This is a genomic window from Pontibacter actiniarum (assembly GCF_003585765.1).
Lineage (GTDB): Bacteria > Bacteroidota > Bacteroidia > Cytophagales > Hymenobacteraceae > Pontibacter > Pontibacter actiniarum.
Genome location: NZ_CP021235.1, coordinates 3153517 through 3177128 on the forward strand (window position 1 = coordinate 3153517; position 23612 = coordinate 3177128).

20 protein-coding genes are annotated in these 23612 nt (G+C 55.0%); 6 read left to right on the forward strand and 14 right to left on the reverse strand.

Going from position 1 to position 23612, the window contains the following annotated elements; genetic code table 11:
• Window positions 1-82: 82 nt before the first annotated feature.
• Together CA264_RS13550 and CA264_RS13555 are read right to left on the reverse strand one after the other, a co-directional pair.
• Window positions 83-583: a hypothetical protein gene (locus tag CA264_RS13550; RefSeq protein ID WP_025607904.1), complete on the reverse strand. Its 501-nt coding sequence runs from the start codon at window positions 581-583 to the stop codon at window positions 83-85.
• Between the two features lie 22 nt (window positions 584-605).
• Window positions 606-1082 carry a hypothetical protein gene (locus tag CA264_RS13555; protein WP_036776704.1) on the reverse strand — a complete coding sequence of 159 codons (477 nt, stop codon included), beginning with the start codon at window positions 1080-1082 and terminating at the stop codon, window positions 606-608.
• 113 nt (window positions 1083-1195) lie between these two features.
• Here CA264_RS13555 and CA264_RS13560 point away from each other — a divergent pair, with 113 nt between their 5' ends.
• The gene (locus tag CA264_RS13560; RefSeq protein ID WP_025607907.1) at window positions 1196-3184 is read left to right on the forward strand and encodes a peptidylprolyl isomerase; all 1989 of its coding nucleotides are present in this window, start codon (window positions 1196-1198) and stop codon (window positions 3182-3184) included.
• A gap of 16 nt (window positions 3185-3200) precedes the next feature.
• Complete coding sequence (locus CA264_RS13565) at window positions 3201-3623, forward strand: VOC family protein (protein WP_025607908.1); 423 nt, start codon at window positions 3201-3203, stop codon at window positions 3621-3623.
• Window positions 3624-3682: 59 nt separating this feature from the next.
• Here CA264_RS13565 and CA264_RS13570 read toward each other — a convergent pair whose 3' ends face one another.
• Complete coding sequence (locus tag CA264_RS13570; protein WP_237151119.1) at window positions 3683-4342, reverse strand: thioredoxin family protein; 660 nt, start codon at window positions 4340-4342, stop codon at window positions 3683-3685.
• 196 nt (window positions 4343-4538) lie between these two features.
• Here CA264_RS13570 and CA264_RS13575 point away from each other — a divergent pair, with 196 nt between their 5' ends.
• A complete protein-coding gene (locus tag CA264_RS13575) occupies window positions 4539-5492 on the forward strand; it encodes an NAD-dependent epimerase/dehydratase family protein (RefSeq protein WP_025607911.1) in 954 nt (317 codons plus the stop codon).
• 237 nt (window positions 5493-5729) lie between these two features.
• On the opposite strand, the gene CA264_RS13580 is transcribed toward CA264_RS13575, so the two are convergent.
• Together CA264_RS13580 and CA264_RS13585 are read right to left on the reverse strand one after the other, a co-directional pair.
• A complete protein-coding gene (locus CA264_RS13580) occupies window positions 5730-6659 on the reverse strand; it encodes a DUF1684 domain-containing protein (RefSeq protein WP_036776190.1) in 930 nt (309 codons plus the stop codon).
• Window positions 6660-6962: 303 nt separating this feature from the next.
• Complete coding sequence (locus tag CA264_RS13585) at window positions 6963-8006, reverse strand: AraC family transcriptional regulator (RefSeq protein WP_025607912.1); 1044 nt, start codon at window positions 8004-8006, stop codon at window positions 6963-6965.
• A gap of 90 nt (window positions 8007-8096) precedes the next feature.
• Here CA264_RS13585 and CA264_RS13590 point away from each other — a divergent pair, with 90 nt between their 5' ends.
• Window positions 8097-8480, forward strand: a complete 384-nt coding sequence (locus CA264_RS13590; protein ID WP_025607913.1) for a DUF6334 family protein — start codon at window positions 8097-8099, stop codon at window positions 8478-8480.
• A gap of 395 nt (window positions 8481-8875) precedes the next feature.
• On the opposite strand, the gene CA264_RS13595 is transcribed toward CA264_RS13590, so the two are convergent.
• From CA264_RS13595 to yidD, 4 genes are all read right to left on the reverse strand, one after another.
• The gene (locus tag CA264_RS13595; RefSeq protein WP_025607915.1) at window positions 8876-9571 is read right to left on the reverse strand and encodes an ABC transporter ATP-binding protein; all 696 of its coding nucleotides are present in this window, start codon (window positions 9569-9571) and stop codon (window positions 8876-8878) included.
• Between the two features lie 59 nt (window positions 9572-9630).
• Window positions 9631-11106: a DUF5687 family protein gene (locus CA264_RS13600; protein ID WP_025607917.1), complete on the reverse strand. Its 1476-nt coding sequence runs from the start codon at window positions 11104-11106 to the stop codon at window positions 9631-9633.
• Window positions 11107-11303: 197 nt separating this feature from the next.
• Window positions 11304-11594 carry a hypothetical protein gene (locus CA264_RS13605; RefSeq protein WP_025607918.1) on the reverse strand — a complete coding sequence of 97 codons (291 nt, stop codon included), beginning with the start codon at window positions 11592-11594 and terminating at the stop codon, window positions 11304-11306.
• A gap of 177 nt (window positions 11595-11771) precedes the next feature.
• Window positions 11772-11993, reverse strand: coding sequence for a membrane protein insertion efficiency factor YidD (gene yidD / locus CA264_RS13610; protein ID WP_025607920.1), 222 nt, complete (start codon window positions 11991-11993; stop codon window positions 11772-11774).
• An 82-nt stretch (window positions 11994-12075) separates the two neighbouring features.
• Here yidD and CA264_RS13615 point away from each other — a divergent pair, with 82 nt between their 5' ends.
• Together CA264_RS13615 and CA264_RS13620 are read left to right on the forward strand one after the other, a co-directional pair.
• The gene (locus CA264_RS13615; RefSeq protein WP_025607921.1) at window positions 12076-14400 is read left to right on the forward strand and encodes a S46 family peptidase; all 2325 of its coding nucleotides are present in this window, start codon (window positions 12076-12078) and stop codon (window positions 14398-14400) included.
• Between the two features lie 307 nt (window positions 14401-14707).
• A complete protein-coding gene (locus tag CA264_RS13620; RefSeq protein ID WP_036776193.1) occupies window positions 14708-17041 on the forward strand; it encodes a glycoside hydrolase family 20 protein in 2334 nt (777 codons plus the stop codon).
• A 245-nt stretch (window positions 17042-17286) separates the two neighbouring features.
• Here CA264_RS13620 and CA264_RS13625 read toward each other — a convergent pair whose 3' ends face one another.
• From CA264_RS13625 to CA264_RS13645, 5 genes are all read right to left on the reverse strand, one after another.
• Window positions 17287-18342 carry a DUF4249 domain-containing protein gene (locus CA264_RS13625; RefSeq protein ID WP_025607923.1) on the reverse strand — a complete coding sequence of 352 codons (1056 nt, stop codon included), beginning with the start codon at window positions 18340-18342 and terminating at the stop codon, window positions 17287-17289.
• 6 nt (window positions 18343-18348) lie between these two features.
• Window positions 18349-20799 (reverse strand): TonB-dependent receptor, encoded by a 2451-nt coding sequence (locus CA264_RS13630; RefSeq protein ID WP_084196232.1) that lies wholly within the window; start codon window positions 20797-20799, stop codon window positions 18349-18351.
• 145 nt (window positions 20800-20944) lie between these two features.
• The gene (locus CA264_RS13635; protein WP_025607925.1) at window positions 20945-21439 is read right to left on the reverse strand and encodes a lipid-binding protein; all 495 of its coding nucleotides are present in this window, start codon (window positions 21437-21439) and stop codon (window positions 20945-20947) included.
• Between the two features lie 12 nt (window positions 21440-21451).
• Entirely contained in the window at window positions 21452-22099 is a 648-nt protein-coding gene (locus CA264_RS13640) for a DUF5011 domain-containing protein (RefSeq protein WP_025607926.1), read from the reverse strand.
• A 24-nt stretch (window positions 22100-22123) separates the two neighbouring features.
• Window positions 22124-23599, reverse strand: a complete 1476-nt coding sequence (locus CA264_RS13645) for a SusD/RagB family nutrient-binding outer membrane lipoprotein (RefSeq protein WP_025607928.1) — start codon at window positions 23597-23599, stop codon at window positions 22124-22126.
• Between the last annotated feature and the right edge of the window lie 13 nt (window positions 23600-23612).

A 23612-nucleotide genomic window follows, 5' to 3' on the forward strand; every position in this document is an offset into this window, starting at 1 on the left:
AGCCCATGCTATTGTTGTGTATACAAAGGTGTAGGTGGGTTTAATTTGGGGAAGCTGCCGCGAAACAAGCGTAAGTACAGGTTTAAACGAGCATGGCCGGCTCCTGCGGCGTGGGTTTTACCCCATTGATGATGAGCCCCTTTTCGAGGGCGGCCAGGTGAATGCTGCGTGAGACGTGGCGGGCGATCTCAGGCTGCTGGATCGCTCCCAGCCGCATGGCCACACCGCTGCCGCTAACCAGCTTAAAGCGCACAAGCGACTCCGAAATAATCAGCTCCTGCACCTCCTCCCAGGCAATCCTCCGCTCACGGCCGAGCAGCGACAGGCGGTAGACGATGCGCTCCGGCGTCATGGAGAAAAAGGCATCCTTAAAGCGGAAGACTTCCGTTCCGTAGGCTACAAACAACAGCCCGAGGCCCAGCAGCATGGCGCTGGCAACAGCCCACCCCGTACGGAAAGCATCTATCCATAGAAACTCGCGGAGCAAGGCATACCCACCTCCGAAGAACAGGAACAACCCCGTCACAAGCAAGGACTTTCTGGTGGACCGCAGCTGCTTGCCCGGGTACAGGTTTATGTACATATGGTTTTAGTTTGGGGAAAGTTCAGCAGAGTTCGATTTCTTTAGACCGTACCAGCTGCCGTATCTGCTCTTTTACCTGATGCAGCACCGCGTCGTTCTGTATCCGATCCAGGCTGACTTCGTGCACCTCATCATTCTTTAATACAAATATAACTTTGTAAAGTTTCAAATCAACAAAATCTATTTCGTCCCAGTCGAACGCGTGCTCCTCCTGCATAAAGCGGCTGCGGTAGCGCACCCCCTCGGCCGTGAGGGTGAGGTGCCTGCGGTACTGCGGCTTGTGGTCTAGCCAGACGGTGAACAGAAAGTAGCCCGGCACCAGCAGGTTGATCAGGAAGACAAACAGCAGCCCCGTGGTGAACGTCTTGGTAACGACCAGGTACAGCAACAGCCCCACCTGCAGCGCCATGGCTGCCCCAACCAGCAGCATCAGCCGCCGCTCCGCGCGTGGCTTCAAAGTATAGGCTCCTTCAAAAAGTCTGATACTGATTTCTTGCATGGCTCTGCACCTGTTTCTGCCTAAAATAAGCAAATCCGCCAAAAAGTCAAAATTAAAGCTGCCGCTGCTTTGCGCCAATTTTGCTATCTTAGGCTTCCTTTATGAAACAACGCATGAATTTACGCTATTCCTGGCTGCTGGCTCTGGGCACGCTCGCCTCTTGCCAATACCTGCCCCTGCAGCGCAGCACCACCCCCAGCGAACCGTTGGTCAACAAGTTCGGAGACGCCTCCCTACAGCGGATTTACACGTTGCAGGATGAACGCAAGACCAGCGAGCTGCTCCCTTTCCTTAGCGACCCTAACACGGCGCACCGGGCGCAGGCGGCCCTGGCTTTCGGCTCTGTGCAGGATACCGTCGCCCTGCCCGCGCTGCAGGCCCTGTTGTCTGACTCAGCGGTAGCCGTTCGCGAGGCCAGCGCCTACGCCTTAGGGCAAATAGGCCACCACCAAGCGGAAGAGGCCATTATCCGGAGCCTTGCCACAGAGCAGCGCCCGGAGGTGCAGGCCGAGCTGTTAGAGGCCCTGGGGAAGGTGGCAAGCACCAAGGGGGCTGACTTTCTGGCCAAGTACAGCGCTCCGAACCCTACCGCGCTCACCGGCCAGGCCTGGGGGCTGTACCGCGCCGGCCTACGCCAGCAGTACACGCCGCAGGGTGTGGAGACGGCCACCGGCCTGATGGCGGCGCGGCACCCGTATGAGGCACGGCTGGCGGCGGCGCATTTTCTGGCCCGCACCCCCAAACTGGACCTGACACAGTACCGGCAGCAGCTTCTGAACACGGCCACCTCCGACCAGTCTGCCGATGTGCGCATGGCAGCGGCACAGGCGCTGAACAAAGTGCGCGCAGTAGACAAGGCCCAGTTTCTGTCCAACATCGCCCAGAGCGACCCCGACTACCGCGTGCGCCTGAACGCCGTGCGCGCCATGGCCGGCTTGGAGTTCGAGGAGATAAAGCCAGCCATACTTGCCGCACTGCAGGATCAGAACATCAACACCGCTGTGGCCACCTCTGAGTTTCTGCTCAGCAACCGCAGCGGCGCAGACCCGCAGGTCCTGCTCCAGGTGCTGCCCAACCTGCTCGATGCCCGCGTGCGAAGCAACGTCATCTGGGTGATCCTGAACAACAGCCAGCCGCAGAACCGCCCTTACCTGAACCAGCGCTACAAGCAGCAGTACCAGCACGCCCGCACGCCTTACGACAAGGCCCACCTGCTGAAGGCTCTTTCCGGTGATTATAAGAACTATGCATTTATCGCCCAGGAGATGTTCGGTGCTGAGCAGCCCGTTATCGCAACCACGGCCATGGATGCCCTCATCCTGATGCGCCAGCAGCCCGACTTCCCCAGAAGTATGGAGGGGGCTTTTGCCGATATCTTTAAGCGCGCCGTCGGGAGCGGCGATGTGGCCCTGGTTGGCATGGCCGCCGCCGCCATCCGCGACCCGAAGCTAAACCTGCGCAGCCAGTACAGCACCTATGACTTTCTGGCCCAGGCACAGCAAAAGCTGCAGCTGCCCCGCGAAATGGAGACCAACATCGAGCTGCAGAAGACCATCGACTACCTGAACGGCAAACAGGAAAGCGAGACGCCCCAAAACCCGTTCACGCACCCGATCGACTGGGCACTGGTGAAGACCATACCGGTGGACCAGCAGGTGCTGCTGCGCACAGACAAAGGCAACGTGACGCTGCAGCTGTTTGTAGAGGACGCACCCGGCACTGTGGCCAACTTCGTGCAACTGAGCCAGCAGGACTTCTTCGATAACCTGTACTTCCACCGTGTGGTGCCTAACTTTGTGGTGCAGGGCGGCGATAAGCGCGGCGACGGCTGGGGCAGCTCCGACTACTCCATTCGCTCGGAGTTCGCTCCGCTGCATTTTCTGGAGGGCTACCTGGGCATAGCCTCCGCAGGCAAAGACACAGAGAGCAACCAGTGGTTTATCACCCACTCTCCCACACCGCACCTCGACGGCCGTTACACCATCTTCGCTAAGGTGGTGGACGGGATGGATGTGGTGCACCGCCTGGAGGTAGGCGACAAGATTCTGGATGTGCAGCTGGCAGAGCCTTTACCGCCGGTAACAAGCGCCGCCCATAAGTAACACCAACTACAAACCCATGAAGGAGGAGCAATGGCCTGCGGAGCTGCCTGTGGCACAGGTACGGGTGGCCCGGCCAACAGACAAGCTACCGGAGGTGGAGCGCTTCTACTGCGAAGGCTTGGGGCTGAAGAGGCTGGGTAGCTTTGAGAAGCACAGCGGCTACGATGGCGTGATGCTGGGCCTGCCCGGCTTCGCGTACCACCTGGAGTTTACGCAGCACGAGCACGGCAGCCCCTGCCCCGCCCCGTCTGCAGATAACCTGCTGGTGCTCTACATCCCGGACCGGCAAAGTATAAACAAAATAGTGCAGCGGCTGGCACGGCTGGGGTACCCCGAGGCAGAGCCGGAGAACCCGTACTGGAAGGAGAAAGGCGCTGTAACCATAGCAGACCCGGACGGCTGGCGGCTGGTGCTCATGCCCTCCGCTGGCATAGGCTAAAAAAGAAAGGCGGCACCCGCACGGGTGCCGCCTTTTATATGTAATGGCATTCCTTATCTTTAAGAGCAGCGGGCAACAGACATATCTGCCGGAGCTGTAAGCTCAGACCACTTGCTGATGAGGCATATAAACTCCTGCTGCAACGTACGCGTTTTGTCTTTGGCATACCAGCCGTGCAGTTTCTCAGCAAACTCCTGGTACGGGACGTTCTGCGCCTTCAGATCCAGGAAAAGCTGCTGTGCCGGCTCAGGCCGCGGCCCCCAGGTGCCCAGCACCTCCAGTGTTTCGGCGTCCAGGGCGATCAGCTTCGGTATGGAGCGGCCACCGTTTGTCAGGTAAGCATCCATCACCTCCGGGTTCTCATCGCGCAGCAGCAGCTTTACCTCAATCAGCGGCGAGGCATCGGCAAACTTCACAATGGCCGGCACGTTCTGCGCGGCATCGCCGCACCACGCCTCCGTCAGCACAACCCATACCATTTTCGTCTGCACGCTCAGCAGCACCTGGATCAGGTCATCCTCCAACACTGTTTTCTCCACGCGGCGCATGCGGTGCATGTTCATGCGGGTATACTCTACCATGTCCTCAGAGTGGTTGGTGCCCGTGGTTTTGTTCTCGGCAAGCAGCTTATCGATCATGTCGCGGTACTGCGAGTAAGTGATTGCCTTGGCCAGATGTTCGTTTGTGATAGTGGGTGTTGCCATTTTGATATCTTCCATATGGTTCGTTTTCGTGAAAAATATTGTATTGATAATATATTACAGTCTCTTTTGTGCAAAAAGTTCCTCCTTTCGCCGTACCAGCGGCACAGCTGGTGTGCTGTTTGCGCGATTGGCCAAGCGGTTTGCGGCATCTGCCAAGCGTAAAGCCGTTGATAGCCATACCTTTGCCGTATAACAACACAACCACAGCATCATGGCTTTAAACACCTTCAGTTTTTTAGTGCTCGGCGGAACAGGCAGTATAGGCTATGCCTTTACACAGGAGCTTTTGCGGCACCAGGAGCAGGTAACCCTGCTGGTACGCAACAAGCAGAAGGCGCAAAAGTTATTCGGGCCGCAGCCTACGTTACAGCTGATAGAGGGAGATGCGCAAGACGGTGATCTGCTGTTGCAACTAGGTGCAGAGGCGACGCACATCTTCCATGGGGTAAACTACCCTTTCGAGAAGTGGCAAAACAATATGGAGCGTGTAACGCAAAACGTCATTCAGGCCGCAGCCATATCCAAATCTACAATTTTTTTCCCAGGAAACATATATAATTTTGGATTAATTGATGTCATCACAGAGGAAACCCCTCCCAGCCCCACTACTAAAAAGGGGGTGATACGGGTTAAACTGGAGCAGATGCTGCAGCAGGCGGCGGAACAGGGCAAGTGCGCTGTGGTGAACCTGCGCCTGCCCGACTTTTGGGGGCCAAACGTAATGAATGAGGGTATAGCACCTGTTTTCAGGGGTGCCCTGGCCGGCAAAGCGATGCCCTGGCTCTTCCGCAACGACATCCCGCACCAGCTGGTGTACACCCCCGATGCCGCTAAGGTATACTACATGCTGGCCAAGCACCCTCCCCGGCAGCCGTACACCGTTTATAACTTTGCCGGGGAGGTGGTGCCAAGCATAAAACAGTGGCAGGCGCAGATAGCAAAGGCAGCAGGTACCGAGCCCAGGCATAAAGTATACCCGGGCTGGCTGTTTAAGGTGATGGGGCTCTTTTCACCGGGCATGCGCGAAATAGCCGAGATGGGCTACCTCTGGCAAAACACCATCCTGCTAAACGACGACAAGCTGCGCCAAACCCTGCCCAATATCCCGCACACACCTATGCAACAGGCCATTGAGGAGACGCTGGCTTGGCACCGGGAACAATGAATGCTACTAATTAGGAATGCTGAATTATTAATTATGAATGAGCACGTGCACCGTTAGTGGCTACGTGTGCATGGCACAAGTGGAGGCCTGCGCCTTAAAGCGTCATCAGGAGCGGGTGAAATAAAGTATGGTAGAAGCATAAATGCCATCCGTGGAGTAGAGTACTTCCCCTCCACGGATGGCACTTACGCCAACGTTAAACCTGCGGCTTAACGTTACCTTTCGATTCCGGTGTTCTTAATGTGCGCTTTTCTCGCCGGCAGTAACCGCTATGGGCAGGAAGTTCTGCTTAGGCGGTAGCGGGCATGTGGCGTAGCCCGTAAAGGCGCAAGGCGGGCTGTAGGCTTTGTTAAAGTCAATAACCGTTTTGCCATCTGCCCCTGGCTTCGGTATGTACAGGTAGCGACCGGAGCCGTAGGTTTCGGTGCCGTTGGTTTTATCGGCGAAAATAATGAACAGCTCCTCGCCTTCTTCCAGCGCATCGAGGCGGTGCTGCTGGCCGTTAACCGTAAACACGACCGCGCCCGGTGAAGGCTCCTGCGACGTCTGCCCCAGCACGTTGGTAATAGCGATCTGCTTTGGCAGCGGGTTCTGTTCCAGCCTTGCCTCCAGCCGCCACTCCGGCTGCACCGGATAGCGCTCTATACCTGAAAAGCTCTGGCGCGCCGCGTTCTCAGCATCCCACAACCTAACGCCATACTTATCTCCGCGCCTGATCACTACCCACTTCAGAGAGCCGTGGCGCATTTCGGGTGCGTGCTCCATGCCGGCAGTATAAATCACCGCCTGCTGCTGCACGGGTACGCTATCCAGCGTAACCTCAGCTGCTTTGTTCACCTGCAGCTTCACCTCATCCCCTTCAAGTATAAAACTACCAGCCTGGGCCGCTATTTTGCCTTCCGGAAACACAATCGCGTTGCTTTCATCACTGCCAAAGGTATTGCTGCCGGGCTCCAGCCAGTACAACCCCGACAGCGCCAGCCAGCTATCCTCTTTCTGCAGGTTCTCCACCCGCTCTGCGTGCCACTTGTCTATACTTGCGACGTAACTGGTATCAGCCTCAGCTGTGGCAGTAGCGGAGCCTTGCCTGTCTGCCTCAGGTTGGTTTTGGGAGCAGGAGGCAAGTATAAATCCTGCCAAGCCACAGGCTATAATGATTCTTTTCATTTCTAAGATTGAGGTATTCTTTGATAAACTGAAAGGCAAAGGTACAAACTACGGGCATGAGCCACAGGCAAAAGTGCAGACCTTGTTCCCTGCCCGCAGGGCGCACAGCTTTTAGGATGCACTGCCCCGGCATTCATGGGAAAGACTATATCAACTTTGGGCTTTTTGCAAGAACTCGTCCTTCGGCTAAAAAACCTGTTTATAAAAAAGCTCCTCCCACAGAAAAACAGGCTTTTATAAGTGGTTGAAAAGGGCTCTGCCAGACAGATAAGTATAGGATAAAGCGGTCTCTTTTGAAAGCGCTCAGGCGCGCTGCTCAGAGTCCGGTACGTCATAGCAAAGCTGCCGGTAAGCCATCGGAGGCATGCCTGTCCATTTTTTGAAGGAGCGGGAGAAAACGCTTGGTTCGGCAAAGCCCAGCAGGTAAGCAATGTCGGAGATGGTCTGCTGGTTGTCCTGCAGGTGCTGTACGGCGATCTCCTTACGGACTTCGTTCAGCAGCGCCTGGTAAGTTGTTCCCTCTTCCTTTAGCTTAGCCTGCAGGCTGCGCACGCTTATGGCCATACTCCGGGAAACGCTGTTTATACCTGGCTCCTCACCCTTCAGCTGCTTTGCAATCTCTTGCTGCACCCGCTCCCGTAGCGTACTCGGCTCAAACAGCCTCTGCAGGTACGCATCGGCATACTTCTCGAACAGCTGGTTTAGCTCCGCGTTGGCCGACACCACCGGCAACTGCAGGCAAGCGGCCTCAAACACAAGGCCGCTGTAGGCTGCGTTAAACACCAGTTCAGCCCCGGCAAAGATCCGCTCGTGCTCGGCTACATTTCCAGGTGCAGGATAGGCCAGCAGCACCTTTTTATACTTTATCTCCTGCCCCACCAGTGCCGGAAAAGCGTTCTTGTAGATCACCAGCTCCGAGTCCAGCGCATGGCGCGGGTGCTGCAGCGCCGGGCTTGCCACCTCCAGCTTTACCAGCGCCTGCTCTCCCTGCACCTCCAGGCTCGTCCGGATGGCGCCGCAAATGATATCCTGGTACTTGCACAGCTTCAGCAACGACTCCTGCAGTGTGGCGGCATTCATCATCACGTAAGCAATGGTGCCCATAGAGGTCGGGTTGATCGCCTCGGCCACGTGCAGGGCCAGGTCGGGGTCTTGGGTGGCAGCGACGGCAGCACGCCACAGGTCCTGCGCCATCTCCACCGGGATACGGGCATTTACATCCTGCACCAGCCGCTGGTCCAGGCCCACCTGCCGGCAGATATGCCCCACATCCTGCCCCTGCTGGCGCAAAACGTGCAGCAGCAGCCCTACCGATGGCGCGCTTAAGGAGTGAGCTTCCTGAGTCATGGTACAAAGTATGGTTGCTGTAAAAATAACAGATCGCTTAACTAGATACAGCGATAGCTTGACAAGGTATAATTTTATACCTTAGAATATATGAAAAGTATGACAGAGCTTGACGGCCTGACCGGAAAAGAAGTAACACAGGCCTTTACGCTACACGACCTGGAGCAGGGGTGGCTACAGCAGGTAGTGTTTCAGGTGGAGGATACTTACCTGGTGGTGAAGGTAGACGCTGACACGGACGAGGTTATACTTGACTTACTTGCAGCGATGGACTTACAGGCGCTGGACAAGCAGTTCAGCAGAACACAGCTCTCGAACCAGCGCAAGCGCATCAGCTACCTCTGGCGCATGACCAACCAGCGCGGCTACGAAGATGGTTTTCAGCTGGAGTTCGACGACATGGAAGGCACCAGCGTGCAAGTGCTGGCAGAGGCGTCGCGGCTGTACCTGACCATCTTCCAACGGTACCGATAAGCCACCGGGCTGTACAGGAAAACGATGAAGTGGCACACGCTAACCTTCCTGCTCTTTCTCTGCCGCCGCAACTGCTTTGCTTAGAGTTTGTGGGGGAAAACCGGCAGTGGCTGCATGAAAAGAGCGCTGCGCCAGCAGCAACGGTTTACCTGTTGCTGAAAAGGCAGAAGCCAAGTCCCTCACGCCAAACACCGCTCGTGGGCAATGCAACGCCGGCAGTAAGACTGGGGAAGCTTATACTTTGATCAACCTCTGAACGATGAAGGCTAGAACCTGCAACTGTCATGGGCTTTGAGAAAGAAGTATCAGCACCATCACAACCTATAGAGTAAAAAAAGAGCTTTTGGCACTGCAAAGGAACACCGAAAGCCCTCACATCATTCAATGCAAAGAAACTACACCGTGAAGTATGTCTCCAGCTCTTTAAGCGTGTTTTCGTTTGTCTGCATGTCCTGCACCAGCTGCCCTTTCTCCAGGATCACAATGCGCTCGCATACTTCTATCACATGGCTCAGGTCGTGGCTGGAGATCAGCATGGTCATGCGCTTCTGCTCACGCAGGGTTCGCAGCAGGTTCTTGAGTCGGATCTGAGAACTGGGGTCGAGGTTGGCGAAAGGCTCATCCAGGATCAGCAACTCCGGATTAGAGAGCGCGGCAGCGGCAATACCTATTTTCTTCTGGTTACCTTTCGAGAAATCACGGATGTACTTGCGCTGGTGCAGGATCTCTTCGTTAAACAGGTCCATGAACGGCAGCAGGCGCTCGGTAATGTCGCCATCCGAGAGGCCGTGCAGGTCGCCGATAAACTTGAAGTACTCCTCCGCCGTCAGGTAGTCGATCAGGAAGCCCTCGTCCAGGTGAGAGCCGGTGTACTCCTTCCACTCCTCCGACTTAGCCACGTTTATGCCTTTGGAGTAAACTTCGCCTTTGCTCGGCCGGATCAGGTCCAGCACCATCCGGAACAGCGTGGTTTTGCCGGCCCCGTTGTTACCGACCAACCCAACCGCCTCTCCAGCGGCAACGCTTAGCTCCGGTATGTTTACAACCACCTTGCCGCTGTATATTTTCTCAATGCTTTTTACCTCTATCATGTGCTGGGGGAGTTATCTTATCAAGGATGTTTTTAAAGTCTTATACTTTGTCGCTCTGCCTAGTCCTGCCGAAAGCCGGAGGCCAGTTTATACTTATGCTTCAGGAACCAGTTCGCCGTCCAGTGCAGCATTTGCTTCTGAAAGGCAAAGCCAGCCAGCCCTAGTAGCCCGATGGCAACAACACCCAGGTCGGGCACGCCCATAAACTTAAAGGGCAGGTAGATGAGGACAGGCAGGAGCATCATCGGCAGCATCATCACAAAGCGGGAGGCGCCTACGCCCTGCCAGCTAAAGGCGGAGCCCTTGCTCAGGTCCAGGCGGTTGGTGTTGTACACGGAAAAGAAGAAAATGATGAACGTGTTCACGCCGATGTTAAAAAGCAGGGCGGCTGTATTGACAAGTATAATTTTATACCCGAAAAAGCCGTAAGGCAGCGTGAGCAGGTAAGCTAGCGTAACCACGGACACAAAAATCCACAGCTTGGCCGCATAGAACTGGTAGGGCGAAATACGCCGGGTAAGGATGGCGTCGAAGTGGCCACTCTGCCAGCTGGGCACAAACTGGCCGTAGTTGAACATCGGCATGCCCGTAATTATGATGCCCACGAAAATCAGCACCACAAAGCTGTCCAGGTAGCTCTCGTTCCGGTAGAAGATCAGCCCGTAGAACAGGAAAAACAACGACATGGTCAGGAGCGACTTAGAGCGTTTGTGCCGCCAGATAAGCTTTATTTCCAGCTCTATCAGCTTGCCTATCTCCCCGAACCGTCTCAGGAAGGCGATGCCCTTACCTTCTGCCCTCGTTGTTTTGCGAATGGCCAGCTCCTCCGGGTAGGTATGGTTTTTCAGGTACTGAAAGTTAAGCGCGTACGCAGCCGCCACCAGCAGCACCGGCACTACCGCCAGCCACGGCCGCTCCAGCACTGCCCCGAAAACAGCCCTCGACACAGCAAGCAGCGAGAACGCACCTACATAGTCCAACACCATCAGCCCGGCCACCGCAAGGCCAAACAGCAGGGTTAGCAACGGTTTTACACTTAGCTGCCGCTTAAAGTAAATCAGCACGAAGTTGTTGAAGAACGTGAGCATGAGGAAGGCGAAAAGCCACGCCAGCGCTGCGCCTGCCCCATAGGCTGGCACCACCGTAGCGTACATAAACGGCACCAGAATCAGCAGGAAGATAAGGTTGAACATGCTCGGCAGCGACTTGAGCAGCACGAAATGCACCAGCTTGCCCTTCCGGACGGGCAGGTGCAGGTAAGGCTGCACCGCCAGCACAGGCAGCTCCTGTAGCACAAAGCGCAGAAACAGGTCGATCAGGAAGTAGAACAGCAGCATCCCGTTGAACACATCGACCGGGTTCTGCCCCGGGAACAGCTCAGCCAGCAGCACAGGCATGCCGATACCGATTATCAGAAAAATCGCCCCGAAGTAAAGAATCAGCAGCCCCAGAATTATATTCAGCGCCAGGCTCTTCTGGAAAACGGAGGAACGGTAATAGGCCTTCCACTGGTGAGAGAGCAACGTTGTGATCATATATTGCGGTGAGATAGTATATACTTTTCTAAATATGATCATAAAGGCGTTGAAACCCAAGCGCCATCTTCGCTCTTTAGACCAACCGGGGGAAAGTTTATACTTACCTGCAGGAACTCCCGACAAAGCCCTAACAGAGGGCCGCCAGAAAGGCAGGGCCAACAGACGGAGTGCCTGCAAGAGCAAACACGTTGCTTTTATACTTCTTCCGAAGCCAGATGGAGGTCCGGGGAAAAATAAATTGTGTGGGTGCCAGACAGGGGCGTTTCCATGGCAGCCGTCAGCTGCTCAAAAGCCAGCTGCATTGGCAGCAGCTCCTTATAAATAAAAAGATAGAAGTGTTCTGAGTCGCCCTTTTTCACGAATACATAGAGGTTAAACACCTCGGTATCAAAAAAGCTTAACTGGTGGGTTTTGAGGTACAGGATGTCCTTTACCTGGATCTGTGTGTTGGAGGAGCCCTCCGGCCCTTGAATATGCGTTATCATGTTTGCCTACATTTATTGTTAAAAAAACACAGGCGGCTACATCTAAAAAATGTAGATATGCAGTTTAAGAAATATTATCGTAAAGTATCACTTACCAACAGCTTTTATTTAGAAATGCGCGGCACCCGTCCCCAACCAGCTATCATGTTAAATCATAAATCACAGCACCTTACGGGCTTACTTCACCGGGTCATAGCCGTTCCCGCCCCAGGGGTGGCAGCGGCCAATGCGCTTCATCGCCATCCAGCCTCCCTTAAACGGGCCGTACTTGTTTACGGCGTCCACAGCGTACTGCGAGCAGGTGGGGGTATAGCGGCAGGCGGCAGGCGTCATCGGCGATATCATGTTCCGGTACACCCACACCAGCCCGAGCACAAACTTCTTCAGAATCCAAGTCATGGTTTGGTTTTTGCAACAAATGAGCAAAAGGCGGCAATATTTGCTAAATTTGCCACTGTTTAACTAATCTAAACAAATTTCCATGTTAAAAAGAATCCTTTCACTCTTACTTTTAGTCTCGCTGAGCGTGCCGTTTGCGGCCAAGGCAGACGAGGGTATGTGGCTGCCGATGCTCATCAAGCGTCTGAATTACACAGACATGCAGAAGCAAGGCCTGCAGCTGACTGCCGAAGAAATCTACTCTGTGAACAACTCCAGCCTGAAAGACGCCATCGTGCAGTTCGGCGGCTTCTGTACTGGTGAGTTCATCTCTCCTGAAGGCTTGCTGCTGACCAACCACCACTGCGGTTACGGCGCTATCCAGTCGCACTCTACCACGGAGCACGATTACCTGACGGATGGTTTCTGGGCTACTTCTAAAGACCAGGAGCTTCCGAACGAAGGCCTTTTTGTGGACATCCTGCACCACATGGACGATGTGACAGGCAAAGTACTGGAAGGCATCGACAACAACACTCCGGAAGAGCAGCGTGCCCAGCTGATTGCACAGCGCACGCAGGCTTTGGCCAAAGAAGCCTCTGAAAACGGCAAGTACGTAACGTATGTGCGCGATTTCTTCAACGGCAACGAGTTTTACCTGTTCGTGTACAACCGCTACAACGACGTACGCCTGGTAGGTACTCCTCCGTCTTCTATCGGTAAGTTTGGTGGCGACACCGACAACTGGATGTGGCCACGCCACACCGGCGACTTCTCTATGTTCCGTGTATACATGGCACCGGATGGCTCACCGGCCACCTACAGCAAAGAGAACGTACCTTACAAGCCTGCGCACCACCTGCCCATCAACATCGGCGACAAAGAGCCGGGCGATTTCTCGATGGTGTTCGGTTTCCCGGGCCGCACAAAGCGTTTCATGACGTCGCACGGCCTGAAGCTGGAGGTAAACCAACTGAACAAATCACGCATCAAACTGCGTAACGACAAGCTGAACCTGTGGAAAGAAGAAATGGACAAAGATGCGGCTACCCGCATTAAGTATGCTTCTAAGTATGCGTCTACTTCTAACTACTACAAGTACTCTATCGGCCAGAACGAAGGCATCAAGCGCATGCGCACCATCGAAGGCAAGCTGGTAGACGAGGATAAATTCCAGAACTGGGCTAACGCCGATGCTTCCCGCAAAGCAACCTACGGCAACGTACTAAGCGACATTGCAGATGCTTACGCGACAATCGAGAAGTATAACCTGGGCTCCGTGTACCTGAACGAGGCTGTGTTGGGCACAGAGTCACTGCTGATGGCTTACCGCATGGCACCGCTTTACAACGCCCTGAAAGCAGGAAACAAGGAAGCGGCCCAAAAGGCTGCCCAAGACCTGAAGCCGCGCGTGGATGCTTTCTTCAAGGACTACTACAAGCCGGCCGACAAGAAAGTGTTCGCCGCCCTGATGAAGTACTACTACGAGGACATCGCCAAAGACCAGCAGCCAGAGTACTTCAAAAACCTGGTGAAGAAGTATAACGGCAACTTCAACAAGCTTGCTGATTACGTGTACAGCAACTCTGTGGTAGTAGACGAGCAGAAGCTCAACAACTTCCTGGCTAACCCTTCGCAGAAGGCGCTGGAGAACGATCCGGCCTTCCAGATCGTGAACGCTATCATCGAGAACTACAGAAACAACATTGCGCCTAAAGTGGCTGAGAGCAACGCCAAGCTGGACAAGGCGAACCGCCTGTACGTGGCTGGCCTGCGCCTGATGAACCCGGACAAGGTATACTACCCGGATGCTAACTCTACTATCCGCCTGAGCTACGGTGCTGTAAAGGACTATAGCCCACAGGATGGCGTGCTGTACAACTACTACACAACGCTGGATGGTGTGATGTCGAAAGAAGACCCGAACAACGAAGAGTTCGTGGTTCCGGCTAAACTGAAGCAACTGTACCAGGCCAAAGACTACGGCCGCTATGCCAACTCTAAAGGCGAGCTGGTAACCGACTTCATCACCAACAACGACATTACGGGCGGTAACTCAGGTTCTCCGGTAATCAACGGCAAAGGTGAGCTGATCGGCCTGGCCTTCGACGGCAACTGGGAAGCCATGACAGGTGACCTGGTGTACGACCCGGACTACAAGCGTTGCATCAACATGGACTCTCGTTACCTGCTGTTCCTGATCGATAAATTCGCAGGCGCACAGAACCTGATCAACGAGATGACGATAGTAGACAGCAACAGCCCAGGTGCCGGCGACGCAGCCAAAGCCGAAGCGAAGACGCCACAGGCAGAACTGCTGAACGCCGTTGTAAACGAAGCACAGCAAAACCTGCAAAACGGTAAAGAAGAGTTTAAGATTGAGAAAAAGAAAGGCGACGTGAAGGTAAAACTTCAGATCAAAGACTAAGCAGCTGCTTTTCTTTTAAAGTATAAAACCGGCGCTGGGGCTTCCCCAGCGCCGGTTTTGTTTTACCCAAACCACACAGCGTGCGTAACAGCTGCACCTATGCTGTAACACAGGAAAGGCGCGTCGGCATTCTTTACAACCAAAGGAGCTGAAGCCACCCCTCGGGAGGCCCCACCCCTTCCCTGCTCCCACTTCAGGCATCGCCACATGCACAAGCAGGGCACCTGGCTTCGCTATTATTCTCTCTTACTGGCTTTTCTACAAAATATTGTTTATTCTTGATGTTCAAACATCACCTTCACTCTGCATGAATCCGAACAGATTTCTAACCTTATTGCTGAGCCTGGCACTGCTGCTAAGCACAGGCTATGTGTTTGCCCAGAAGCAGGCAGCCATCTCTATCATCCCGAAGCCGCAGCACCTCACGCCTAAGCAGGGCCAGTTTATGCTCGGCGCCGACACAAAGATCTACGTGCCGGCAAAAAACGGGGAGCTGAAAAGCATCGCCGACAAACTGGCTGAAAGCATAGCCTCTGCCACAGGTGTACAGCCGCAGGTGGTACAGAAGAAAACCCCAGCCAGGGCAAAGAACATCATTCAGCTCACCCTCACCTCCACACCCGACACGCTGGGCAAAGAGGGCTATACCCTGGAGGTAACACCAGACAGAATCACACTTGCCGCCAACCAGCCGAACGGCCTGTTTTTGGGGGCGCAAAGTATAAAACAACTGCTGCCGACCCAGCAGGGCAAAGCGCCCGTAGCCATACCCGCGGTGCGTATCGCCGATAAACCGCGCTTTGAGTGGCGCGGGATGCACCTGGACGTAACCCGCCACTTCTTCCCGGTGGAGTTCGTGAAGCAGTACATCGACTACCTGGCCATGCACAAGATGAACACCTTTCACTGGCACCTCACCGACGACCAGGGCTGGCGCATCGAGATCAAGAAGCACCCCAAACTGACGGAGGTGGGCGCGTGGCGCGACAGCACCCTGATCGGCCACTACTGGGACCTGCCGCAAACCTACGATAACACCCGCCACGGCGGCTACTACACCCAGGAGCAGATCAAAGACGTGGTGAAGTACGCGCAGGAGCGCTACATCACGGTGGTTCCCGAAATCGAGATGCCGGGCCACGCGCTGGCGGCACTTGCTGCTTACCCGGAGCTTTCCTGCACCGGCGGCCCGCACCATGTCGAGTCGAAGTGGGGAATTTTTAAGGATGTGTTCTGTGCCGGCAACGAACAGACTTTTACGTTTCTGGAGGATGTGCTGACGGAGGTGATGGCGCTGTTCCCGAGCAAGTACATCCACCTGGGCGGCGACGAGAGCCCCAAAGACCGCTGGAAAGTGTGCAAGAAGTGCCAGCAGCGCATCGCCGACGAAGGCCTGCAGGACGAGCACGAACTCCAAAGCTACTTTGTGCAGCGCATGGAGAAGTTTGTAAACGCCAACGGCCGCCAGATCATCGGGTGGGATGAGATTCTGGAAGGAGGGCTTGCCCCGAACGCTACCGTTATGAGCTGGCGCGGCACCAAAGGCGGCATAGCGGCAGCCAAACAAAAGCATTACGTCGTTATGACGCCGGGCACGCACCTGTACTTCGACCACTACCAAGGCGACCGCGACCTGGAGCCGACCACCATTCACGGCTACAGCACGCTCTCCAAAGTATACTCCTTCGAGCCGACGCCGGCAGAGCTCTCCAAAGAAGAGCAGCAGTATATCCTAGGCGCACAAGCCAACCTCTGGACGGAGTACATTGCAACGGAGGATCATGTAGAGTACATGGCTATGCCGCGTATGGCAGCCTTATCCGAGGTGCTCTGGACGCAGGCAAGCCAGAAGAACTGGGATGACTTTAAGCAGCGCATGCAGCAGCAGTACCAGCGTTACGATGCCATGGGCATAAACTACGCCCGCAGTGCCTACCAGGTGCGCCAGCAACTGCAGCTGAGCCCGAACCGCAACATCGCCAAGGTTACTTTCGACACAGACGCTGCCGGAGCCGACATCTACTACACGCTGGACGGATCAGAGCCAACGGCGAAATCCCGCAAGTACAGCAGCCCCTTTGAGCTGGACAAAGCAGCTGTTATCAAGGCAGGCTCCTTTGTGGACGGTAAACTGGTTGGCAAAGCGAGCACGCGCGTGTTTGACGCCAGCAAAGCATTGAACAAGAAAGTAAAGCTTGCCACTGAGCCGCACGCCAGCTTCTCGCCGGGCACTGCTATACTTGTCAACGGCCTCCACGGCACCACCGACCACTATGACGGCCAGTGGCTCGGTTACCTGAGCAACGACCTGGAAGCGGTGATTGACCTGCAGCAGGTGCAGCCGATCAGCAAAATCAGCAGCTCCTACTTCCAGCACATCGGCTACCGCGTTTTCCTGCCGGCCCAGGTAGAGTATGCCGTCTCGGAGGATGGCAAGCACTTTAAAACAGTTAAGGTGATTGATAAGCCAAACCCAGACGGCGACGAAACTATAACGAGAAAAGCGGTTGTAGCGGAAATCCCGCAGACGAAGGCGCGTTATGTTAAAGTTACGGCTCGCAACGTGGGCGTCAGCCCGGCGCAGTATCCATCGGCAGGCCAGAAAACATGGCTGCTGGTAGATGAGCTGAGCGTGGAGTAGGCTGCATGCCTTATCTTACATGAAAACAAGGGGGCTGTAACCGTTACAGCCCCCTTGTTTGTTTTTGTTGCTCAACCCTCCCCGGCTTACAGGGCAAAAATGCCATAAGCGCCTCTCTAAAAACGAAAGACCGCTCTAGTGCTGCCTTGCCAGCGCAAGCCTCTTTTACAGTGGCAGGCGCATGTGCCTGCATAGCCGAAGCCGCCAAGCTTATACTTTGGGGCAGCCTCAGGGGTAACACCAGGCTACCAAAAGGCAGGCCGCTCGGTGGTGCTGTTCACAATCACCCGGCAATCATCCGGGAAAACGTAAAGCCCCACCTGCACCCCCAGGTCTTCCCGGTTGATAAACAGCGGGCGCCGGGCAACGGCAGACGCGCCAAAGAAGCCAAGGGCCCTGTCGTCAGGGTTGTTGGCGTTGGTAATGTTCCCGATAACGATGGCCGGCGGAGGGTCCTGTATGCTTCCGCCGTTTTCGATCTGCGACCTCAGTAAACTCCAGTAGTCATAGGCGGCTTCTGTCAGGGAGGTTTGCTTCACCTCTATGTGGTACCTGTTCCCGAAGGCCTGCTCCGTCACCGGAATCTTTGTCACCAGATGCCGTTTTACGGTTCCGCCGTTTAGCAGCCGATCATCCAGCACGTTTACACTGTTGGTAAAGCGGGTTACCCAGCAGGTTTCACAACAGTCCTTCGGCATTTTCACGCGCACGCCCCGCACTTTCTCCGAGTAATCCCACGGCTGCGTGCTCACCTGAAAAACACTCTCCCACTGCCACATGTAATAGTTCTTCTGCTGCGCGGGGTCCTGCACGGCAGACAGCACATCCACCACATACACCGTCTCCTCTATGTCCTCTTCGTTCAGGAGCTGCTCCGGGTGCACCTCGAAGTACAGGGAGTCGATTGGGGGCACGGGCAGCAGCGTTTCCGGAGCAGAGGTATACTGCTGGCCTCCCTTTGTTCTGATGCTCAGGGTGTACGTGCGGCCCAGCTGCCCCTGTATCCCCTCCGCGCTTGTCTGGTAGAGGCCTGGCTTTGTCTCCGAAAGCGTTTCCTGGTTTCCCTGGTCATCCGATATAACAACCGTGGCGCCGGTTTCCACGGCGTCCCAGCTGTCGGCATAGCTGTCGTAAGGTTTGCTCCTGCTCAGGCGCACCGTGTAGGGCCCCGGCTCGTTGGTGATCACCCCGTCCACCACCAGCTGCTCCGCATTGGCGTCGATGTCCAGCTCCAGCGGATCAATGCAGCTGTTAATCAGCAGCAGTATACTTATCAGCATAATAGAATACCCTCTTTTCATAGCGTGCTACCGGAATTTAAAATCGTAGGAAACTGATGGCAGCGGCACCCCCACCACCGCCAGTTGGTAGGCCCTGGGCGGGGAGCCGTACACTTGTTTAAAGAAAACCGAGTAGGGGTTGTTGCGGCCGTACACATTGTACACCGACAGGTTCCAGGTGCCCTCCCAGCGCTTGTTCTTCGCCTTGTTCGGGAGCACCGACAACGACAGGTCCAGGCGGTGATAGTCGGGGATGCGGTACTGGTTGCGCTCCCCGAAGTTCGGCACAATATAATCGCCGATAACATAGTGTGAGAGCGGCGCCGTGATAGGACGGCCGGTGCTGTAGGTAAAGTTCGCCGACAGGATCACCCGCTTCCTTAACTCATACCTGCCTACCAGGTTCAGCGTGTGTGGCTTATCATAGCTGGCGGGGTAGTAGTCGCTGTTGTTTACTGTTTCCTCCGGCGTGGCCCCCTTTATAGCAATCTCTGTGCGGGCATAGGTATAGTTTAACCAGCCGGTCAGGCGCCCGCTCTGTTTGGCTATACTTGCCTCCACGCCGTATGCCCTTCCTTCGCCAGAGAGCAAATCCGCCTCCAGGGTTTTGTTCAGGTAAAGATTGGCTCCGTTTTTATAGTCCACCATGTTCTCGATGCGCTTGTAGTAGCCTTCTACCGAGGCTTCAATAGCGTTTTGCTTAAAATTGCGGAAGAGGCCCAGGCTCACCTGGTCTCCGACCTGGGGCCGGATGTAGGTGTTACTGCTCTTCCAGATGTCAGTAGGCGAAACAGAGGTGGTGTTGGTGATCAGGTGGATGTACTGCCTGTTCCGGCTGTAGCCCAGTTTTACAGCAGTTCTGTCGTTTAAGGTATAGTTCAGGGATAACCGAGGCTCCGCTCCATGATAGGCCTCTATCACCTCGCCCCCACTGTAACGCAGGGTATCGGTAATGGTGCGCTCCCTCTTTGGCCTCCCCGGCTGGTACAGGTATACTGTACCGGCCCCGTAGTTGGCATAGTACGAGTAGCGGATGCCGTACATAAACGAAACCTTCGGGGAGAGCCGCACTTCGTCGTTCCAGTACAGGGCGCTTTCCAGGGCATGCTCCGGCTGCAGCTGCACAGGCAGCACCGGCGACTCATCGGATGCCGGCTCCAGCCTGCCCTGCTGAAACTCATACGCCATGGCCGACGCTCCGAAATTGATCTGGTGCGTACCTGCTGCCAGGGCAAAATCAGCCTTCACGTTTTTAACGGTGATGCCGTTGCTATACGTGGAAGCGTTGCCGGGTTCCTCTGCCTTCACCTCGAACGTATAGTCAGTGTAGACGCCGGTAATGTCCACGGAAAAGCTGCTGCTAAAGAGATGTGTGTACTTCAGGGTGGCCGCGTTGGTGCCCCAGCTGTAAAGCGTATCGCCGGAAAAGCCAAATGCATCGTGGCTGCGGTAGCCAGAGAGGCTAAGCTTGTTCTTCTCGTTAAACAGGTGGCTCACTTTTACTGATACATCGTAAAAGGAGGCACTGCTGTTGCGGATGCTGACATCGGGCATCTTGCGCAGCAGCCAGTCAGAGTAGGAGCTTCTGCCAGCCACCAGCAGGGAGGTCTTGTCTTTCACGAGCGGCCCTTCAACCGCCAGCCTGCCGGATACAAGGCCAATGCCACCGTTCAGCTCGAAACGCTGAAAGTCCCCCTCCCGCTGCCTGACATCCAGCACCGATGAAATACGCCCGCCAAACTGCGCCGGCATACCGCCCCGGTACAGTGTCACATCCGCTACGGCATCCGGATTGAAAACGGAAAAAAAACCGAACAGGTGGGAACTGTTAAAGAGCGGGGCATCATCCAGCAGCACCAGGTTCTGGTCGGTGCTGCCGCCCCGCACGTTAAAGCCCGTGGCCGCCTCCCCAACGGAGCTCACCCCAGGCAGCAGCTTTATGCTCTTCACCACGTCTACCTCCCCCAAAAATGCGGGCACGGACTTAATGGTGTTTATACTCAGGCTGGAAATGCCGCTCTGCACGCTCCTGATGTTATCGTCCACGGGCTTGCCGCTTACCACATCCACCTCCTGCAGCTCGAAGGACGAGCGCAGCAGCTTTACGTCCAGCGTATAGTCCTCATACCGGGTAAAGCTCAGCGTAGCCTTCTCATAGCCCAGGAAAGAAACGATAAGTGTGTGCGTGCCCCCCGGCAGGGTCAGCCGGAAGTGGCCGCTCTGATCGGTGGTAGTACCTGCATTGCGCTGCACGGCCTGTACGGCAGCCCCTGCAATGGCCTCCCCTGTCTGTGCATCGCGCACGGTGCCGCTCACCGTAACCGGTGCGCCCTCCGTTTGCAGCTCCACTGTTTGCAGGGTGCTGCTCCCCCCCCAGCCGTCATACCACAAGCCGTTGGAACAAGCCCGCCCGTATGAGCACAGGCACCCGACACAGGCCAGCAAAGTCAGCGTAACGCAAAGGACAATCTGCTTCATGTAAGTTTTACAGTTGCTGCCGAAGATCGTGTGTTCAGTTGGCCCCACAGGGCTGTGTTTGCTACTGGCGGGGCTAAAAGGGGCAAGTAAAAAGACAGGCTCTGCAGAGCCTGCCTTTTTACTTGCTTTTGTATTTTACCTTTGATTATTCGAAGCCTGTGCTTCTGTGGCCGTACACATGGTAAATAGTACCATAGGGTTCTTCATCATCGCTGAAAGACACCTGAAAGTAAATGCTGTCTCTCATGATGGTGTTCACCTCCACGGCGTTCAGGAAAACCTGCCCGTTAGAGATGTTCACCTGCGAGTTGTACGACACGTTCTGCAGGTTCTCGCCCCCGAAAGTAAGGCTGCTGATATCAACGGGCGTCTTTACTTTAAAGTCCCAGAAGTGGCCGTCGTCATCTACCCACACCTCGGTAGGCACGTTTGCCGCTGTGTTGTAAATCAGGAGTTCCTCGTTCTCCACGAGCGGCAAAAACTCACCGGGGCTGGTTTCTATACTATAGGTTACGGTCCAGTCACCTGAAATCGGGTAGGTGGCCGTGTAGTCAATGTCCTCATCATCGTCATCGTCGCAGGACGTCAGAAAACCAAACGAAAGGAACGTGAGCAGCAGTAAGGTATATTTCAGTTTCATATCTGTACAGGTTTATAGTTTAACAAATGTGCGGAGAACCGTTCCGTATCCTGGGTTGACCACTGACCAACTATAGCTCGTACCTGGTATCACAGTAGCATCAACAGCCGCAAACTCATTTCCTAAGACGTTTTGTGGTGGCACGACAAGGTTGTTTACCGTAGGGTGGAAAAAGTTAACGGTAGTAGCAGGCCCAGGCGCACCAATACCCCCAATGTTATTCGTTTGGTAGAGCCCGGGCTCTAAGCGTATAACTGTGGAAACACCGAGGGCACCAGCGTTTCGCTGATACTGCCCACTCAGGTCTATGGCAGCTGCTTCAGGTGTAATCACCCCCACGTACCTTCTGACAGACGTTGAAAAGCCGTCTGAATTCGTGGCCGTGTAGGTAATGACATAAGCCCCTGGCGTGTTGGGATCCACAGAACCGGTTGTGGTGTACTCAATAGGGGTTTCTCCCTCAAAAGCCTCCACACCAGGGTCTGTGTAGGATTCGCCTACCATGATGGCGTCCCACTGCTCACCAGTAAGCTCTATGGTTGGATATGTCGTTACGAACGAAACATCCGCCGTGTCTTCGTCTTTCTCACAGCTGGCCAGGAAAACAGATGCGAAACACATCAGAGCCAGTATGAAGAGTCTATTTTTAGTGTTCATCATTTCTTCTCAATATTAGTTTCAACATTAGTCTTTCACATCCCACCAAACTGGCACGTCCACCTCAAGCAGCCCTGGATAGTTTGAATTCCGGATGGCCTCGGTGTTCGGGTAAATCAGGCGCTTGGGAATGATATCAGGTCCTAAGGTGGATGCCGCGGATGGATCGATAAAGCTTGGATAGCCTGTTCTTCGGTACTCTGTCCAGGCTTCGAACCCCTGCACACCGTTAAAGGAAATCCACTTCTGGGTTATGATCTGCTCTACCTGCTCCTCTACCGGGGCGCCAGTAGGATAGCCTACCTCGCTTTGTGCCAGGTACTCATCCAGCGCGTCAATGTCCTGGCCAACATAAACAAAAGAGGCTTCGATACCCTGTCTGTACAGTTCCTGTGCGTCAGCCATACCGCCTGTCCAGCCTCTGGCCGCTGCTTCTGCCTGCAGGAAGTAACTTTCGGCCGCGGTGATAAACGGTACTGCCGAAGTGGGGCTCGCGGCAAACGGGCCGGGCTTTGACACCGTGTTCGCCTGGTCACCGGTTCTGTCTGGGGTACACTCCACTCCCTGGTCCACACCAACGAACAAGCCAGCGGCAGGTCCTCTCTCTGCTGGGTTGTAAAACTCATCTATCCGAGGGTCGTTGGTTTCTTCCAGGTAGTTAAGGGCTGTGTTACTGGCCACCACGTCCACGCCTCCTCTGAAAACCACCTGCGTCTGGTAAAACGGGTTTCGGTTCTGCGTCTGGTCAGCAAACGGGATGTCGCCCGTCTGGCCTATCTCCAGAAACTCAGCGCCGTTGGCGTACATTTGCTGTATGCCGCTTTGTGCTACATCCGGCCTCACATAGGCTTGGCGCAGGTAGATTCTTAGCTTAAGCGTGTTGGCAAACCGGCGCCACAGGTCCATGTCACCGCCATACACCAGATCAGAGGCACCAGGTTCAGGAGCACCTTCATCTATCAGCATCAGTGCCGAGTCGAGCTTGTTAATCAGGCCGTCATAGATTAGCTCCTGCTCCTGGTACTCAGGGTTCACGTTGTCCAGCCCTTCCAAAGCAGAGGTAAACGGCACATCGCCCCATGCATCTGTAATCACCTGCATGGTATAGGCCTGCATAATCTCACCTATTGCCTGAAAGTTCGGGTTTCCATTTTCCTCTGCCTGCGCTGCCACGTAGCGGAAGTCGTTTAGTGCGCCGGCATACAGCTCACCCCACACACGGGCATCGTAGTCTGATGAGGTAATCTGATACAACTCCAGGTCACAATACTGGTTGGCGGCACCGGCCTGTGTCCAGTGCTGGGCAAAGAAGTTACCCAGGAACTGAAACTGGTTACCAAGCACGTAGGCCAACTCACCCTGACCTGCCGGCAGTGTTAAGGCAGGTGTGGAGGTGGGCGGGTTGTTCGGGTCTACGTTTACATCAAGATAGTCGTCGCATGCTGTGAAGCCCAGAGACAAGGCCAGTAACACAGCAAAAGCTCTTTTACATATTTTTTTCATGATTTTCTCTTCT

What these genes read in the sequence shown, in the direction of transcription:
- CA264_RS13560 (WP_025607907.1), top strand. Translation starts at nt 1,196, where the DNA reads ATGAATTTACGCTATTCCTGGCTGCTGGCTCTGGGCACGCTCGCCTCT.
- yidD (WP_025607920.1), bottom strand. Translation starts at nt 11,993, where the DNA reads ATGACTTGGATTCTGAAGAAGTTTGTGCTCGGGCTGGTGTGGGTGTAC.
- CA264_RS13555 (WP_036776704.1), bottom strand. Translation starts at nt 1,082, where the DNA reads ATGCAAGAAATCAGTATCAGACTTTTTGAAGGAGCCTATACTTTGAAG.
- CA264_RS13630 (WP_084196232.1), bottom strand. Translation starts at nt 20,799, where the DNA reads ATGAAGCAGATTGTCCTTTGCGTTACGCTGACTTTGCTGGCCTGTGTC.
- CA264_RS13600 (WP_025607917.1), bottom strand. Translation starts at nt 11,106, where the DNA reads ATGATCACAACGTTGCTCTCTCACCAGTGGAAGGCCTATTACCGTTCC.
- CA264_RS13565 (WP_025607908.1), top strand. Translation starts at nt 3,201, where the DNA reads ATGAAGGAGGAGCAATGGCCTGCGGAGCTGCCTGTGGCACAGGTACGG.
- CA264_RS13550 (WP_025607904.1), bottom strand. Translation starts at nt 583, where the DNA reads ATGTACATAAACCTGTACCCGGGCAAGCAGCTGCGGTCCACCAGAAAG.
- CA264_RS13635 (WP_025607925.1), bottom strand. Translation starts at nt 21,439, where the DNA reads ATGAAACTGAAATATACCTTACTGCTGCTCACGTTCCTTTCGTTTGGT.
- CA264_RS13590 (WP_025607913.1), top strand. Translation starts at nt 8,097, where the DNA reads ATGAAAAGTATGACAGAGCTTGACGGCCTGACCGGAAAAGAAGTAACA.
- CA264_RS13615 (WP_025607921.1), top strand. Translation starts at nt 12,076, where the DNA reads ATGTTAAAAAGAATCCTTTCACTCTTACTTTTAGTCTCGCTGAGCGTG.
- CA264_RS13645 (WP_025607928.1), bottom strand. Translation starts at nt 23,599, where the DNA reads ATGAAAAAAATATGTAAAAGAGCTTTTGCTGTGTTACTGGCCTTGTCT.
- CA264_RS13585 (WP_025607912.1), bottom strand. Translation starts at nt 8,006, where the DNA reads ATGACTCAGGAAGCTCACTCCTTAAGCGCGCCATCGGTAGGGCTGCTG.
- CA264_RS13605 (WP_025607918.1), bottom strand. Translation starts at nt 11,594, where the DNA reads ATGATAACGCATATTCAAGGGCCGGAGGGCTCCTCCAACACACAGATC.
- CA264_RS13570 (WP_237151119.1), bottom strand. Translation starts at nt 4,342, where the DNA reads ATGGAAGATATCAAAATGGCAACACCCACTATCACAAACGAACATCTG.
- CA264_RS13625 (WP_025607923.1), bottom strand. Translation starts at nt 18,342, where the DNA reads ATGAAAAGAGGGTATTCTATTATGCTGATAAGTATACTGCTGCTGATT.
- CA264_RS13595 (WP_025607915.1), bottom strand. Translation starts at nt 9,571, where the DNA reads ATGATAGAGGTAAAAAGCATTGAGAAAATATACAGCGGCAAGGTGGTT.
- CA264_RS13640 (WP_025607926.1), bottom strand. Translation starts at nt 22,099, where the DNA reads ATGATGAACACTAAAAATAGACTCTTCATACTGGCTCTGATGTGTTTC.
- CA264_RS13575 (WP_025607911.1), top strand. Translation starts at nt 4,539, where the DNA reads ATGGCTTTAAACACCTTCAGTTTTTTAGTGCTCGGCGGAACAGGCAGT.
- CA264_RS13580 (WP_036776190.1), bottom strand. Translation starts at nt 6,659, where the DNA reads ATGAAAAGAATCATTATAGCCTGTGGCTTGGCAGGATTTATACTTGCC.
- CA264_RS13620 (WP_036776193.1), top strand. Translation starts at nt 14,708, where the DNA reads ATGAATCCGAACAGATTTCTAACCTTATTGCTGAGCCTGGCACTGCTG.